Source organism: Deltaproteobacteria bacterium (assembly GCA_028818775.1).
In the GTDB taxonomy this organism is placed as follows: domain Bacteria; phylum Desulfobacterota; class Binatia; order UBA9968; family JAJDTQ01; genus JAJDTQ01.
Window position 1 is genome coordinate 1 of the sequence record JAPPNE010000140.1, and the last position, 14,852, is coordinate 14,852.

The 14,852-nt window shown below is 66.1% G+C and carries 14 protein-coding genes and 2 tRNA genes; 8 read left to right on the top strand and 8 right to left on the bottom strand.

Annotated elements, in window-relative coordinates:
* On the top strand, positions 1 to 584 hold a 584-nt coding region (locus tag OXU42_15050), incomplete at its 5' end, for a DMT family transporter (GenBank protein MDE0030707.1).
* 51 nt (positions 585 to 635) lie between these two features.
* On the opposite strand, the gene gltX is transcribed toward OXU42_15050, so the two are convergent.
* Entirely contained in the window at positions 636 to 2,069 is a 1,434-nt protein-coding gene (gene gltX, locus OXU42_15055) for a glutamate--tRNA ligase (protein MDE0030708.1), read from the bottom strand.
* Between the two features lie 218 nt (positions 2,070 to 2,287).
* Positions 2,288 to 2,491 carry a hypothetical protein gene (locus tag OXU42_15060; protein ID MDE0030709.1) on the bottom strand — a complete coding sequence of 68 codons (204 nt, stop codon included), beginning with the start codon at positions 2,489 to 2,491 and terminating at the stop codon, positions 2,288 to 2,290.
* A 168-nt stretch (positions 2,492 to 2,659) separates the two neighbouring features.
* Here OXU42_15060 and OXU42_15065 point away from each other — a divergent pair.
* Positions 2,660 to 2,750 (top strand) — tRNA-Ser (locus OXU42_15065).
* A gap of 37 nt (positions 2,751 to 2,787) precedes the next feature.
* Here the strand turns inward: OXU42_15065 and OXU42_15070 are convergent.
* Together OXU42_15070 and OXU42_15075 are read right to left on the bottom strand one after the other, a co-directional pair.
* Positions 2,788 to 2,988: a hypothetical protein gene (locus OXU42_15070; GenBank protein ID MDE0030710.1), complete on the bottom strand. Its 201-nt coding sequence runs from the start codon at positions 2,986 to 2,988 to the stop codon at positions 2,788 to 2,790.
* A gap of 33 nt (positions 2,989 to 3,021) precedes the next feature.
* Positions 3,022 to 3,204, bottom strand: a complete 183-nt coding sequence (locus tag OXU42_15075) for a hypothetical protein (protein ID MDE0030711.1) — start codon at positions 3,202 to 3,204, stop codon at positions 3,022 to 3,024.
* A gap of 244 nt (positions 3,205 to 3,448) precedes the next feature.
* Here OXU42_15075 and OXU42_15080 point away from each other — a divergent pair.
* A tRNA-Arg gene (locus tag OXU42_15080) sits at positions 3,449 to 3,525 on the top strand.
* Positions 3,526 to 3,661: 136 nt separating this feature from the next.
* Positions 3,662 to 4,261 carry an HD domain-containing protein gene (locus tag OXU42_15085; protein ID MDE0030712.1) on the top strand — a complete coding sequence of 200 codons (600 nt, stop codon included), beginning with the start codon at positions 3,662 to 3,664 and terminating at the stop codon, positions 4,259 to 4,261.
* An 18-nt stretch (positions 4,262 to 4,279) separates the two neighbouring features.
* On the opposite strand, the gene OXU42_15090 is transcribed toward OXU42_15085, so the two are convergent.
* The 4 genes from OXU42_15090 to OXU42_15105 all read right to left on the bottom strand — a co-directional run bounded on the left by OXU42_15090 (position 4,280) and on the right by OXU42_15105 (position 9,020).
* Positions 4,280 to 4,912 (bottom strand): urea carboxylase-associated family protein, encoded by a 633-nt coding sequence (locus OXU42_15090; GenBank protein MDE0030713.1) that lies wholly within the window; start codon positions 4,910 to 4,912, stop codon positions 4,280 to 4,282.
* 62 nt (positions 4,913 to 4,974) lie between these two features.
* Positions 4,975 to 5,892, bottom strand: a complete 918-nt coding sequence (locus tag OXU42_15095; GenBank protein ID MDE0030714.1) for a polysaccharide deacetylase family protein — start codon at positions 5,890 to 5,892, stop codon at positions 4,975 to 4,977.
* A gap of 34 nt (positions 5,893 to 5,926) precedes the next feature.
* A complete protein-coding gene (locus OXU42_15100) occupies positions 5,927 to 7,225 on the bottom strand; it encodes a M20/M25/M40 family metallo-hydrolase (protein ID MDE0030715.1) in 1,299 nt (432 codons plus the stop codon).
* Between the two features lie 133 nt (positions 7,226 to 7,358).
* Positions 7,359 to 9,020: an amidohydrolase gene (locus OXU42_15105; GenBank protein ID MDE0030716.1), complete on the bottom strand. Its 1,662-nt coding sequence runs from the start codon at positions 9,018 to 9,020 to the stop codon at positions 7,359 to 7,361.
* A 284-nt stretch (positions 9,021 to 9,304) separates the two neighbouring features.
* Here OXU42_15105 and OXU42_15110 point away from each other — a divergent pair, with 284 nt between their 5' ends.
* The 4 genes from OXU42_15110 (at position 9,305) to OXU42_15125 (ending at position 14,754) form a co-directional block, all read left to right on the top strand.
* Positions 9,305 to 10,879, top strand: coding sequence for an ABC transporter substrate-binding protein (locus OXU42_15110; protein ID MDE0030717.1), 1,575 nt, complete (start codon positions 9,305 to 9,307; stop codon positions 10,877 to 10,879).
* A 255-nt stretch (positions 10,880 to 11,134) separates the two neighbouring features.
* Positions 11,135 to 12,079: an ABC transporter permease gene (locus tag OXU42_15115; protein ID MDE0030718.1), complete on the top strand. Its 945-nt coding sequence runs from the start codon at positions 11,135 to 11,137 to the stop codon at positions 12,077 to 12,079.
* 22 nt (positions 12,080 to 12,101) lie between these two features.
* Positions 12,102 to 13,001: an ABC transporter permease gene (locus tag OXU42_15120; GenBank protein ID MDE0030719.1), complete on the top strand. Its 900-nt coding sequence runs from the start codon at positions 12,102 to 12,104 to the stop codon at positions 12,999 to 13,001.
* Between the two features lie 85 nt (positions 13,002 to 13,086).
* Positions 13,087 to 14,754 (top strand): amidohydrolase, encoded by a 1,668-nt coding sequence (locus OXU42_15125; protein MDE0030720.1) that lies wholly within the window; start codon positions 13,087 to 13,089, stop codon positions 14,752 to 14,754.
* Positions 14,755 to 14,852: the final 98 nt, after the last annotated feature.

Here is a 14,852-nt window from a genome sequence, read left to right on the forward strand (position 1 = left end):
AGCCCGTGGGCTTCCGCCGCTGGGCCGCGGTGTGCGTCGGCCTCGCGGGCGTCATCGTGATACTTCGTCCCGGTGAAGGCGCCGTGCAACTGGTGGCGCTGTTCCCCTTGGCCGCGGCCTGCTGCTACGCGGCCATGCAGATCATGACCCGCCGCCTCGGGACCACCGAGCGCGCCTCCACCATAGCCTTCTACTCCCAGGTGGCCTTCATCGTCGCCAGCGTCACCATGGGGCTGGTGGCGGGCGACGGGCGGTTCGCGCCCGACGACGGCACGATCCTCGTGTTTCTGCTGCGGGCCTGGACGGTCCCGTCGATCGCGGACGGCGCGCTGTTCCTCGGCATCGGCGCCTTGAACGGAGTCGCCGCCTACCTCATGTCCCAAGGCTACCGCGTCTCGGTGCCCGCGGCACTCGCGCCGTTCGAGTACGTGGCGCTGCCCATGTCGGTGTTCTGGGGGGTGCTGTTCTTCGGCCACTGGCCGGACGCGGTGACATACGCCGGGATGGCGCTGGTCTGCGGCGGCGGCCTCTACGTGCTGAACCACGAGCGAGTCCGCCGGTCCGGCGCCAGATCAAGCTCGTGACCGTACTTGAGTGGGTCAAGGACAAGCCCGGGCCTTCCCCGGAAGTGCCGCTCAGCTTTCAGTTGACAGGCGGGCGTCGATGTACCGGACTCCCGCGGCCAGCCGCGCCAGGGTCACGTTCCGCCCGAGCACGTCGATGACCTCGTAGATGCCGGGGCTCACGGTTGACCCGGTCAACGCCACGCGCACGGGCTGAGCCACCCGGCCCAGCTTGATGTCCCGGTCCGCCACGATGTCGCCGAACACCTGCTCGATGCCGGACTGGTTGAAGTCGGCCAGATTCCCCAGCTTGACGGAAACCTCCTGGAGAAGGCTCTTGGCTTCGGGAACGAGGTGCTTGCGGCCGGCCTTCTCGTCGATCTCCACCGTTTCGGCGAGGAAGTAGTGCGCCATGTCCGCCAGCTCCACCAGCGACTTGGCCCGTTCTCTCAGGGTCTTGACCATCTTCTCCAGCCACGGGCGGTCGCCGGGCACGGCGTAGCCCTTGGCCGTCAGGTAGGGGACTGCGTCTTCGGCCAGTTGGGCCGTCGGGCGGTTCTTGAGGTAATGGGCGTTGAGCCACAGGAGCTTCTCCGGGTTGAACACCGCCGAGGACTTGCCCACGGCGTCGATGTCGAACTTCTCCACCAGTTCGTGGGCGTCGAAGATCTCCTGGTCGCCGTGGGACCAGCCCAGCCGCACCAGGTAGTTGTTGAGCGCCTCGGGATAGTAGCCCATGTCCCGGTAGGCCGTCACCGAGGTGGCGCCGTGGCGCTTGCTGAGGCGCTTCTTGTCCTCCCCCAGGATCAGCGGCACGTGGGCGAACACCGGTGGCTCCGCCCCCAGCGCCCGGTAGAGTTGCATCTGCCGCGGCGTGTTGGACAGGTGGTCGTCGCCGCGGACGATGTGGGTGATGCCCATGTCGATGTCGTCGCACACCACGCAGAAGTTGTAGGTCGGGTTCCCGTCCGAGCGCGCGAGGATCAGGTCGTCCAGCTCCGTGTTGTCGAACTCCACCCGCCCCTTGACCTTGTCCTCCACGACCGTGGCGCCGCTCTCTGGCGAACGGAACCGGATGGTAAAGGGAATCCCCTCCGGCAACGTCACCGCCGCCCGCTCCGCGGGCCGGCACGTGCCGTCGTACATCGGCTTGCGCTTCTCGGCCATCGCCGCCTGGCGCTTTGCGTCCAGGGTCTCGGGCGTGCACACGCAGGGGTAGGCGTCCCCGGCGCTCAAGAGGGCCCGGAGCCGGTCCTGGTACAGGTCCATCCGCTCCGTCTGGTAGAACGGCCCCTCGTCCCACTCCAACTCCAGCCATTCCATGCTCCGCAGGATCGCGTCGATGGCCTCCGGGGTTGAGCGCTGGCGGTCCGTGTCCTCGATGCGGAGCACAAACTTCCCGCCGCAGTGCCGTGCGTACAGGTAGTTGAACAGCGCCGTGCGCGCGCCGCCGATGTGCAGGTAGCCGGTGGGGCTGGGAGCGAAACGTGTTCGGACTTGGGGCATGAGTTCCGTGGTTCCGGATCTTTAGTGAAGTTGTGGCGTGCGGAGCGCCATGAGGGCGCGTCGCCGGACCACGCCCTCCACGCATCATTTGTAGAAGGCGCCGTCAGCGGTTGTCAAATCAAGGCCTGTAACTGCTGGCGGGTATGAGCGAACGATGGAGGGCCGCTGGAGTGATGGGAGTTGCCAGCGGAGAAATCTGTGGGGCGGTGTCTTGCCGACTAACCGAGGTACCGCGTGATGCCGACGGCAACCGCGGCAATGCTGACGACGATACCCAGTATCCGCCATTCCCGGCTTGCCGCCCTGTGTTCCGACTCGCGCATGTCCCGTACTAGCCGGGTCTCCAAAGCGCCGATGCGCTCCACGACACGGGTTTCAAGTTGCGCCAAGTCTTCACGGGTGGCGTAGTGTGCAATTTCCATGAGCGGTTCTCCCGGTGAGATTCTGGACTGTACGATATCCTAAATGGGAAGCTGGTTCAACCGGCGATGTCATCAGAAATGCTGTAGTGGTGAGTCGGCCCGACGGGTCAGATGAAAATTTGACCGAGTCGGCCCCGTGTGCCATAGTTCCGGTTCGGTACCGGCTTCGGAGAGATGGCCGAGCGGTCGAAGGCGCACGCCTGCTAAGCGTGTGTACCCCAAAAGGGTACCGAGGGTTCGAATCCCTCTCTCTCCGCCACCCTTCCTTCAACAGCTTTTCTAGACAGTTTACGAGGTTAGCAGAGATGCCGCACCCTGGCGGCGATGCCGACCACGATGCCGAATATGCGCCATTCCCGGCTGGCCGCACGCCGTTCCGATTCGCTCATGTCCCGCACCAGACGGCTTTCGAGGGCGCCGATTCGCTCCACAACGCGGGTTCCCAGTTGCGCCAGGTCTTCACGTGTTGCGTAGTGGTTCATTTCGAGCGCTGCCAAGAGTAATTCGTCGTGGTGCGTGTGGGCTGAACGCTACAGATACTTGACGAAGGCAACGGCGACCGCTGCAACGGCTGTCAACAAGCCGAGCAGGCGCCATGTGAGGTGAGAGATCTGTGCCGTCAGACGGGTTTCAACGCCGGCTATCCGTTCCACCAACCGGGTTTCGAGTTTGGCCAAATCCTCGCGGGTTGCATAGTGCTGTGCTGTTTCCATACCCGATCCCTTACGGCCGAACCGGTCAACGCTACGTCTCCGGAGGACTGGTCCGCAGTCTTCCGCAAACTCACGATTCGACCGTGTGCCATTCCGTGGTGGGTCTTGTCTCCCCGATACTGGACTGTATGGTATCCTAAGGGCGAAGCCGATTCAACAGGAAGGGCTGCATCGCGATGACCGCTGAGGCGTTGCGGTTTCCCGGTCGGTATGGTTAATTGCTCAGTACTCCCCCCAGACACTTGCGCCCGTAGCTCAACTGGATAGAGCGCCAGACTACGGATCTGGAGGTTAGGGGTTCGACTCCCTTCGGGCGCGCCACCTTGCATCTTGTAGTTTCCTCAACAGGTTTGAAGCAGAGAGGCTTCCGCAACGTATTCGCATTCGCCGGATTCTCGGGGCAAAAACCAAGAGTGATGGTTGATGTACGTAACCCGGACTGCTTGAGGACACGAACATGCAAGACCACATCGACGAAAGAAAGGCGCGCTACACGCGCATGGACGAGGGCACGGTGGAGGACTACGCGCTACTGAAGGAGCTTCGGAAGCCGTTCGAGGGCGCCGCCGTCGAGCGTGCGCTGGCGCACCTGGAGCTCTTGCGCGACAGCTACCCGGGCAATCACATCGACCGCTACCAACACTCGCTTCAGACCGCGACCCGCGCCGAGAACGCCGGTGAATGCGACGAGATTGTCGTGGCGGGGCTGCTGCACGACATCGGCGATACCATCTCCCTTTACAACCATGAGGAGATCGGCGCCCAGGTGCTGCGCCCATACGTGAGCCAGTACACCTACTGGATGCTCCGGCAACACGGCATCTTCCAGGGCTACTACTATTTCGACAAGATCGGACGGAACAAGGACGAGCGCGAGCAGTTTCGGGGTCATCCCGCCTTCGAGATGACCGAGCGCTTCTGCCGCGACTATGACCAGGTGTCCTTCGATCCGGACTACGAGACCCGGCCCGTCGAGCACTTCATGCCCAGGATGCGGACGATCTTCGGCCGCGAGCCCTGGGGGCCGTATACGCGGGAGCTCTGGCCGGTTGCCTGAAGGGTACGGTGCCCCTCTTCATCCCTCCGCCAGCACCTCCACCCGTAACGGCCGGCTCTGCCATTCCGGAAAGCGGTTGCCGCGCCCGGGGCAGGACGACACGGCCACCAGGCAGTCCTTCTCCGCCCTGAGTTCAAGGTAGTCGCCGGCGGTCGACTCGGCCGGCTCCTCGAACAGGCGGTCGTCCTTGCCGATGCCGGTCTTCATGAAGATGTTGAAGGCGTCATGGACGTTGTGCGCGGTGAGCCCGTAGGATTCGATGGCTCGCACGAGGTTGTCCTGGCAGTTGGGGGCGTTGTCGACGCCACGGAGCTTCCACAGTCCCGAGCTGCAGCGCGCGTAGATGAGATCGTGGGAGATGCCGCCGAGTGGCGAGTCGACGCGTTTCACGGTGTCGTCGGTGATGGTGAACAGCACCTCCATGTTGGGCGAGGAAAACAGGCGGTTGCCGGTGGAGAGGTGCGCTCCCTCCACGATCCGGGTGCGCCCGGACCAGAACTGCTCCTTGTAGTCGGGCAGCGTCCAGGCGTTGAAGTCGGCCACCTGACCGCCTTCGACGTCGACGACCCGTACGTACTGGCCGGTCTGCACCGTGCAGGCGGCGCCTCCGCCGGCGGGAACATCAACGGAGCTGATTTCGCGAAGTGCCACGGCTTCCCTCCCTTTCGACTATGTCGATCCGGTGATTGTCCTGATCATTGCTTCGCTGCGCCTTACTTGCCGGGTGCGGTCCGCGCCCCTTCTCGCAGTCGCGCCAGCGCATCCTCGTAGTAGTGTTCGTAGTACCAGTCCGAGATCTCCTCGGCGGTGGCGGCCCACACGCCGTCGTGCCCGAGGATGTATTGCAGGCCCTTGTCGATCCACTTGGCGCGGTGCGCCTGGCCGCCGATGAAGGGGTGCAGGCAAAGGCCCAGGATGCGGCCCGTCTCCGCGCCTTCGGCGTGCAGCACGTCGAACTGGTCGCACATCATCCGATAGAAGCTTTCGCCGTCCATGCCGGCGCCCACGAAGGCGTAGATGTCGTTGACCTCCATGCAGTAGGGCACGCCGATGAGCCGGCCGCTGCTCACTTCGATGGGGTAGGGCTGGTCGTCGTTGCACCAGTCGGAGACGTACTCGATGCCGGCCTCGGCCAGGATCTCCAGGGTGTTGAAGGTCTCCACGAGCCCGGGGCCGAGCCATCCCTTGGTGGGGCGCCCGGCGGCCGCGCTCAGCTTCGCCACGCTGGCTTGGATCACGGCGCGCTCGTCTTCGGGCGAGAGGCCGCCCAAGGTGTGCGAGTTGTTGAACCCGTGGCCCATGAGCTCCCACTCGCGCCGCACCGCCTCGCGGATGATCTCGGGATAATAGTCGCACACCTGGTCGTTGGTGGGGGCCGAGGCGCGAAGGCGGTAGCGGTCCAGCATCTCCATGAGCCGCCAGATACCGACCCGCGCGCCGTAGTCGCGCCAGCCGGCGTTCTTGGGGTCGGGGATGGGGCCGGGCGAGCGGCTCGGCGGCAGGCTCATGCCCGGGGCGTCGATCTCGAAGTGCTCCAGGTTCATCTGCACCCACAGCGCCACCCGGGCTTCGTCCGGCCAGCGCAGGGGAGGGCGCTCGATCAGGGCCGAATACCCGATGAGAGGTTCCATGCTCCGTTCCTCCGGCATCGCTGTCCCCTGTCCGCTACGACGTCGGGCCGCACAGTTCCAGGGCGGCCAGGGCGTATACGCCGGCGGCCTTGACCAGGTGCTCTATCTTCAGCACCTCGCTGTGTCTATGGGCCGGGTCGTAGTTGGCGAACTGGCCGCCGGTGGAGATGCCGCCGGGGCCGTAGGTCAGGCCCCGGATGCCGTACTCGAACATCGGTCCGGCGTCGCTGGAGACGGCATAGCGGTTGGGCGCGGCATAGGGGACGGGCTCGCCGTAGACGTTCTGATGGGCCCGCTCCATGGCCTTCACCAGGGGCTCGTCGCGCTCGAGCTCGAAGCCGTTCCCCGTCAGGTACAACTCGACGTCGGTTTGCAACTCCGGGTCATCGGCCTTCAGTTCGTTCAGTACCGCCTCGATTTCCTTTTTCACCTCCATGAAGCTCTGTCCCGGCACCACGCGCACGTCCACGTACAGGTTGCAGAAGGGCGCCGGGCACTTGGAGGGCTTGTAGGGGTGTCCGCCCTGGATGGCGCCGATGCCGATGCGGCCTTCCATGAAGGGATGCGGATGGCGTTCCCGGAACACGGGCTCCCACGCCTGCAGCGCGGTGAAGACGCGCATCATCTTCTCGATGGGGTCGATGCCGTGCTCCTTGGACCAGGTGTGCTGGGACCGGCCGTAGACCGTCACCTTGACGAAGCAGTAGCCGGTCTCGCCGATCTGCAGGCGCATGCCGGTGGGCTCGCCGATGACGGCGTAGTCGGCGGTGACGCCATGGGTCACCAGGAAACGCGAACCCACCTTGCCGCCGCGGAATTCCGCCCCCTGGTACTGGTCCACCGGCGCCTTCTCGGTCTCGCCCACCACGCCGGTTATGAGGAGATCGCCGGCCAGCTCCACGCCGGCCCGCTGGAGCGCCCGCACCGCGCCCCAGTAGGCGGCGAAGGCGCCCTTCATGTTGCTGGCGCCGAGCCCGTGGATCCACCCGTCGGCGGTGGTGGCCTGGGGCACGCCGCCGCCGACGATGTCGGCCGTATACCCGCTGCCCAACACCTCGGCCTCGCGTCCGGTGGTGCTGGTGTCGAAGTGTCCGCTGAAGAGCAGCGTGGGCGAGCCCTTGCTGCCGGGCAGCCGGCCCACCACGTTGTTGCGGCCCGGCTCCACCTCCTGGAGCTGCACGCGCATGCCCAGCTCCGCCAGCCGTCCGGCGAGATAGTCGCCGGCCGGCGCCTCCGCGCCCGGCGGGCTGGAAATGCTCACCAGGTCCATGGCCATGGTCACCAGTTCGTCCTCGCGGATCCCGGCCAGCACCTGCTTCTGAAGATCATCCATCGGCATCCTCATTGTCTTCGAGATGGCGTCCTTCGACTTCGCTACGCTACGCTCAGGACGAACGGTTGTAAGGACAGCCACATCCCGTTCGTCCTGAGCGTAGCGAAGCGAAGTCGAAGGACGCCATCTAGTGCTACCCGGCCTCGTGCACGACCTTGCCGTCCACCACGGTCATGTCCACGGTGATGTGCCGGATCTCCTCCGCCGGCGCCGTCAGGATGTCCCGGGACAACAAGGCCAGGTCGGCGAGCTTGCCTTCCTCGATGGAACCCTTGCTCTGCTCCTCGAAGTGCGCGTAGGCGCCGTTGTAGGTGTAGATCCGCATTGCCTCCATGACCGTCAGGCGCTCGTCGGGATTCAGCACCGTGCCCCCCGGGCTCGGGTCCAGGCGCCGGTTGACCAGGCAGTCGATGCCCACCATGGGGTTCGCGGTGACGATGGGCATGTCGGAGCCGCCCGAGGAGATCACTCCGCGGTCCAGCAGCGACTTCATGGGAAACGCGTACCGCGAGCGCTCCGCGCCCCAGGGCTCCAGGGTGCAGGCTTCGCCCAGCACCTCCAGGATCGGCGGCTGGGCGTTGTAGACGACGCCGAGGCCGGCGGCACGGTCCAGCAGCTCGGCGTTCCACAGGTAGGCGTGCTCCAGGCGGTGGCGCGCGTCCGGGCGTGGGAAGGCCTTCTGGGCCTTTTCGATGGCGTCCAGGGTCACGGTGATGCCGTGGTCGCCGTGGGGGATGGCGGCGATCTGGAAGCCGGCCTTGTGGGCTTCCAGGCAGAACTCGTCCGCCATCTCCTGGGAGCAGCGGAAGCTCCCGCGAAATTTTCCGTCGGGGTCGTTGGAGTAGGGCTCGAAGAGCGCCGCCGTCTGTCCCTGCACGCCGCCGTCGATGCCGATGACCGCCGGCCCGAGGCGGAGCCAGTCGTCGCCGTAGCCGGTGCGCATGCCCGAGCGGAATATCCTGTAGGCTGCGGTCTCGATGTCCCACTGGGTGCCGTAGACCGGATAGATGTTGAGATAGATGCGCGCCGTGAGGCCGCCGCGGGCGCGCAGGAGCTGCCACGCGTGGGTCTCGTGCTCGTTGCGGATGGACGCCTCGTCCACGCTGGTGACCCCGAGCCCGTTCAGGTACTGGCACGCCCAACCGTAGCCTTCCGCGAGTTCTTCCAGCGTCGGCGGCGTGATGGTGGGGAAGATGTAGACCACCCGGCAGTTGTCCCACATGGGACCCAGGGGCGCTCCCTGCTGGTCCCGGAGCATGGGGCCGCCGGGAGGATCCGGGGTGTCGTCCTCAATGCCCATGCGGCGCAGCGCGGCCGTGTTGGCGGTCCAGCTCATGGACTCGCGCTGGCGCAGCAGCACCGGGTGGTTGGGGGAGACCGGGTCCAGGTCGCGCCGCGTCGGGTAGCGCCGCTCCCGCAGCCGGTGGTGGTCGAAGCCCCAGCCCACGATCAGTTCGCCGGCGGGGGTCTGGTCCACGCGTTGCTTCACGGCCGCGGCGACGTCGTCGATGGAGGAGGCGACCTCCGGGCCGCAGTTGATCCACTTGCGGTCCTCCACCGCGTTGATGATGTGCATGTGGTTTTCCACGAACCCGGGAGTCAACGCGCGCCCCGCCAGGTTCACCACGCGGGTGTCGTTGCCGACCAATGCCTCCACGGATTCGTTGGAGCCCACGCGGACGATGCGGTTGTCCGCCACCGCCACCGCCTCGACCACCTGGTCCCGCTGGTTCATCGTAATGACGCGTCCGTTGACGAACGCCAGATCCGCGTCGCGCCAAGCGTTGCTTGCCATGAGCGTCCTCCTTCCGGCAGGGGGCTGCCGCCAGTATGGTGTCTCATTCCCATGGAAACGCACGAGGAAAACGCACGAGACAACCCGCCCATACGATTATTGGCCGCCTAGTGCAACCTTGACACTCCGAGAAATCCTGTGCGAGTATCGCGCCCGGAGCAGGGGTTGGAGGGCTGTGACGGTCTGTTCGGAACGGTGCCGCTGGTGGCACCGGCGCAACGGGCGGTGTTTTCACCCTGTGCGCACGCTGTCGTCCTGGAGACGCCGCCGAGGAGGAAATCACGATGAGTAGGACGAACCTGACGAGAAGATCGGGCTGGTCTGATTCCTCGCCGAAACGGTGGTCTTTGGGACTCGCCATCGCGGCGGTCTTTGTCATTACCTGCGTCTTCGCGATGCAGGCCACCGCGCAGAAATCCGGCGGCATCCTGCGTCTCGGAGGCGAGCGTGACGTGAACGATCTCGATCCGCACACCACGCGCGTGGGCTGGGACATCAACATCATGCAGAACGTGTACTCGGGGCTGGTGCGCGCCGGCACCGATATCCAGCCCAGGCCGGACCTGGCGACGAGCTGGGAGTTCACGTCGCCCACCCAGCTCGAGTTCACGCTGCGCGAGGGAGTGAAGTTCCACAACGGACGCGAGTTCACCTCGGCGGACGCCAAGTACTCGCTGCAGCGGATTCTCGACCCGAACGTTCCCGCAGGCTACGCGAGCACCATCGCGTCCATCGACTCCATCGAGACGCCGTCCAAGTACAAGCTCGTGCTGAAACTGAAGAGGCCCGACGCGGCCATCGTGACGAACCTGTCGCTGCCCGCCATGGCCATGGTGGCCGAGGAGGCGGTGAAGCCCATGCCGGTGGGGTTGAAGGATGGGATGATGGGCACCGGGCCGTACATGTTCAAGGAGCAGGTCAAGGGTCAGCGGCTGGTGCTGGTCAAGAACCCTAATTACTACGACAAGTCGGTGCCGTTGCTGGACGAGCTGCACTTCATTCCGCTCAAGGACCAGACCGCGCGCACCAACGCGTTGCGGGCGGGGCAGGTGGACTACATCGAGCCGGTGCCGCCCAAGGACGTGAACGCCCTCAAGCGCGACCGCAGGATCAACGTCACCGGGGGGCCCAACATCAGCTTCGTCAACATCTCGCTCAACGTGAGCAAGAAGCCGCTGGACGACGTGCGCGTGCGCCAGGCCATGGCCTACGCCATCGACCGCAAGGAGATGGTGGAGAAGGGCTTCGACGGCTTCGCGCAGCCGCTCTGGGGGCCGCCGCTGATCCCGCCGTACTGGGCGGGGAACGACGAGAAGTACTACAACCTGGATCGCGACAAGGCGAAGAAGCTCCTGGCGGACGCCGGGTATCCCAACGGCGTGGACATCGTGCTGCGCATCGGCACGACCTCGTACCACGCGGCCTTCGCCGCGGTGGTGCAGTCCGAGCTCAAGAAGGTCGGCATCCGCGTCGAGATCAAGGCGTCCGACAGCGCCACCGCGCAGCGCGACTGGCGCTCCGGCAACTTCCAGATGTATCCGATCCGCTGGTGGGGTTCGGATTTCGTCGATCCGGACGGCGCCCTGTCGCCGTTGTTCACCTGCAAGGGCAGCTACAACAACAGCCGGTTCTGCGACCCCGAGTTCGACAAGCTGTTGGCCAAGGGGGTGGTCGCCACCAGCATCGCGGAACGCAAGGAGGCCTACCGGGTTGCCATGAAGCGGCTGGCGGAACAGCAGCCGTGGGTCTTCCTCGTGGCCTTCGACCGTTTCCAGGCCATGCGCAACCACGTGAAGGGTTACACGGCGTTCCCCAACGCCAGCCAGTACTCGTTCCGCGAGGTCTGGCTCGACAAGTAGGCAAGCAGGTTCGTGGGCGTCGAAGGCTGGTTCCCGGCAACAAGGGTTCGTCGGGGACCAGCCGTCCGGCGTTCCGGAACAGGACAGTCACAGCTCCAGCCCGCACGTTGCATGAAGAGGCGTCACCTCGTGGACGCTGCGTCAACACTCATGAGTCGGGGACCCCACGAATCGTCATTCCCGCGGAAGCGGGCATCCAGGCGGGGTGAGGCGGGCGGTCCCACGCGGCTGCCGCGTTGACCTGACGGGTTTCCGGTGAGTCGATACATCGCGCAGAAGCTGGTCTCCCTGGTGCTGGTGCAGTTCGGCATCTCGGTGGTGGTGTTCTACATGATCCGCCTGGTGCCGGGCGATGCCGTGGACTTCATCTACGGCCTGTACATGGGCTCCGGGCGCATCGAGGAGATCCGCGCGCTGTGGGGCCTGGACCGCCCCATCGTGGTCCAGTACCTGGAATGGATGGGGCGGGTGCTGCAGCTCGATTTCGGCCGTTCCATCGTCTCCGGCTACCCCATAGCGGACGAGATCTTCGCGCGGCTCCCGGTGACGCTGCACTTGTCGTTCATGGCGGGGACCTGGAGCGTCATCTTCGGCGTGACCCTGGGCGTCATCGCATCGCGCTATCCCAACGGCAAGATTGACGGCATCGTCACCACCACGGGAATCCTCGGGCTGGCCATGCCGCACTTCTGGCTGGCCACGTTGCTGGTGCTGGTGTTCGCCGTCTACCTCAACATCCTTCCTTCCGTCGGCTACATCCCGTTCTTTGAAGACCCCGTCGAGAGCACGCTCTCGCTGATGCTGCCGTCCCTTGCCCTGGGCACCACCATGGCGGCGGCGGTGATGCGCATGGCGCGTTCGGCCATGCTGGACGTGCTCGCCCATGACTACATCCGCACGGCCCGCGCCAAGGGAGTGCGCGAGCGCCGCGTGTACTCCAGCCACGCTCTCAAGAACGCGTTCATCCCGGTGCTGACGCTGATCGGCACCGAGACCGGCAAGCTGCTCGGCGGCTCGCTCATCATCGAGCAGATCTTCGCCATCCCGGGCATTGGCCAGTACGCCGTGGAAGCCGTGCTCAGCCGGGACTACCCGGTGCTGCAGGCCACCATGATCGTCATCGCCGGCAGCTACGTGATCATCAACACGCTGGCCGACCTCGGCTACGGGCTGCTCGACCCGCGCGTGCGGTACGACTAGCCCCTTACAGGTGAGTGACGCCGTGGCGGAATCCATCAACATCACCCATGCACGGCAGCCGGTCGCGCCCCGCCGAGAAGGGGCGGGGCGGGCTTGGCGCCGGTTCGCGCGCCACAAGCCCGCCCTGGTGGGGGCGGCGGTCATCCTCGTCTACCTGCTGGCGGCGCTGCTGGCGGACGTCCTGGCGCCCTACGACCCGCTCGACATGGGCGCCGGGTCACGGTTGACCGGGCCGGACGCCGCTCACTGGTTCGGCACGGACGAGTACGGGCGCGATGTCCTCAGCCGGGTGATCTACGGCGCCCGGATCGCCTTCGTCGTGGGGGTCCTCTCGGCCTCGGGCGCCGCGGTCGTGGGCATGCTGATCGGGGTGCTCGGGGGCTATTTCGGCGGGTTGCTCGACCGCGGCGTGACCATGCTCATCGACCTCGTCTTCGCGTTCCCGACGATCCTGCTGGCCATCGCGGTGGCGGCGTTCCTCACGGGCGGCGGGTTGCCGCCGGCGGTGCCGGTCATCATCGCGCTCTGCGTGGTGCAGGCGCCGCACTTCGCCAGGGTGGCGCGCGGGGCGACCATGGCGATCAAGGCGCAGCCGTTCGTGGAAGCCGCCCAGGTGCTGGGGGGCTCCCACCCGCGCATCATCCGCAGCCACATCGCCCCCAACGTGGTGGCGCCGCTGCTGGTGCAGTTCGCCCTGTCCTTCTCCTACGCCATCCTCGCGGAATCGTCCCTGAGCTTCCTCGGCGTGGGCCACCCGCCGCCAGCGCCTTCCTGGGGTGCCATGCTGACCGGCGCCTACGGCTACGTCGAGCGCGCGCCTTGGGCCGCCTTCTTCCCCGGAATGGCCATCACACTCCTCATCCTCGGCTTCAACATCCTGGGTGACGGCCTGCGCGATTTTTTCGATCCTACAAGACGTTAGGCGCCGGCTTGCGCATCCATCGGGGAGCGGCTATTGTCCATCAGGCTTGCCCCAGGTTCCTCAAGCGTTTCCACGGAGGTGTTCCATGGCGGACTCGAACGTGTCGACAGCGGTTTCCACCGCCGACGTCGTGTTTGTCGGTGGTCCCATCGTGACAGTCAACTCCCGGGACGATGTGGCCGAGGCACTGGCGGTCCGCGGCAGCAACATCCTGCGGGTAGGTGACCGCGCCTACGTCGAGCAGACCGTCGGGCGCGACACCGAGGTGGTGGATCTCAAGGGGCGGGCGCTGACCCCCGGTTTCATCGACAACCACATCCACATGACCAACGGTCCCCAGCGCCACTGGGTGGACTGTACCTACGCCGCCTGCCCGTCCATCGCCGACATCGTCGAGAGGATCAGGGAGCGGACCGCGAAGGCCAAGCCGGGCGACTGGATCCTGGGCCGGGGCTTCCAGGCGACGCGTCTCACCGACCGGCGCAACCCCAACCGTTTCGACCTCGATCCCGTATCGCCCGACAACCCGGTGGGCATCGCCAACCGCGAGTCCATGGGGTGGACCTTCAATACCCAGGGGTTGCGGCGCATGGGGGTCCAGGACGATACCCCCGACCCCGCCGGCGGCCCCATGGAACGGGACGATCAGGACCGTCCTCTGGGTCCCATGTGGGACAACACGCGCACGGTGTTCATCACCCCCAACCTGCCCCAGTGGGACGTGGACGACATGATGGACGGCTATCGCTGGATGGCGAGTGAGCTGAACCGCAACGGCGTCACCACGGCGTTCGAGGCCGCCATCCGCAACCGCAGGGACACGGTGGGCTGGCAGCGGCTGCACCGCCAGGCGCCGCCGAGCCTCCAGGTGGTCATGGGCCCGTACCCGGTGCACGGCGAGGGATGGGACCTCGAGGGCACCGCCGGCAAGATCTTTGAGACCGGCTTCGCCACCAACTACGGCACGGAGTGGCTCAAGCTCGGGGCGCTCCAGGTCGGCATCGACGGCGGCGTCATCGGCCAGACCGCGGCCCTGTTCGAACCCTACAGCAACGACCCCGCGGGCAAGAAGCTCGGCAGCTTCCGCATCACCCAGGAGGTGGCCGACGACTTCATGGCCCAGTGCCAGGCCAGCGACTGGCAGGCCGGGCTCATCTGCCACGGCGACCATGGCATCCACCGGTCGCTGGAGGCCATCGCCAACGGCCGCGCCCAGGTGGCGGCGCACGACCTGCGCCACCGGCTGGAGCACGCCTACCTGTGGAACCCGCGGGTCATGGACCGCATGGCGGAGTTGGGCATCATCTGGAACACGCAGCCGCCGATCCTGGAGAGCATCGGCAGCGAGGGCATCCACGGGCAGTGGGGCGACCGCGCGCGCTACGCGTTCCCGTTCAAGTCCCTGACCGACCGGGGCGTCATCATCTCCGGCGGCTCCGACTGGCCGGTGGGCATGTACAATCCGTTGCAGGGCATCGACATCCTGGTGAACCACCGCTTCGGACCCGAGGAAGGCGGCGAGGTGCTCAACGCGGACGAGGGCGTGAGCGTGCTGCAGGCGATTCGCATCTACACCTACAACTGCGCCTACACGTCGTTCGACGAGACCCGCACGGGTTCCCTGGAAGAAGGCAAGAGAGCCGACCTAGCGGTGCTCTCGGAGGACATTCTCGGGGTGGCGCCGACCGCGATAAGGGACATCAAGGTCGACCGCACCTACGTGGACGGGCGCCTGGTGTTCGAACGGGCGTAGTTCCGCGTCCGGCGGCGACCCGGAGGCCCGGCAGCCTGCGCCGCAGACGCCACAGGGCGGGTATCGAACCCGCCCGCGTCCGCGCCGCGCCGGCGGCG

What these genes read in the sequence shown, in the direction of transcription:
- gltX (MDE0030708.1), bottom strand. Translation starts at nt 2,069, where the DNA reads ATGCCCCAAGTCCGAACACGTTTCGCTCCCAGCCCCACCGGCTACCTG.
- OXU42_15060 (MDE0030709.1), bottom strand. Translation starts at nt 2,491, where the DNA reads ATGGAAATTGCACACTACGCCACCCGTGAAGACTTGGCGCAACTTGAA.
- OXU42_15075 (MDE0030711.1), bottom strand. Translation starts at nt 3,204, where the DNA reads ATGGAAACAGCACAGCACTATGCAACCCGCGAGGATTTGGCCAAACTC.
- OXU42_15085 (MDE0030712.1), top strand. Translation starts at nt 3,662, where the DNA reads ATGCAAGACCACATCGACGAAAGAAAGGCGCGCTACACGCGCATGGAC.
- OXU42_15095 (MDE0030714.1), bottom strand. Translation starts at nt 5,892, where the DNA reads ATGGAACCTCTCATCGGGTATTCGGCCCTGATCGAGCGCCCTCCCCTG.
- OXU42_15100 (MDE0030715.1), bottom strand. Translation starts at nt 7,225, where the DNA reads ATGGATGATCTTCAGAAGCAGGTGCTGGCCGGGATCCGCGAGGACGAA.
- OXU42_15105 (MDE0030716.1), bottom strand. Translation starts at nt 9,020, where the DNA reads ATGGCAAGCAACGCTTGGCGCGACGCGGATCTGGCGTTCGTCAACGGA.
- OXU42_15110 (MDE0030717.1), top strand. Translation starts at nt 9,305, where the DNA reads ATGAGTAGGACGAACCTGACGAGAAGATCGGGCTGGTCTGATTCCTCG.
- OXU42_15125 (MDE0030720.1), top strand. Translation starts at nt 13,087, where the DNA reads ATGGCGGACTCGAACGTGTCGACAGCGGTTTCCACCGCCGACGTCGTG.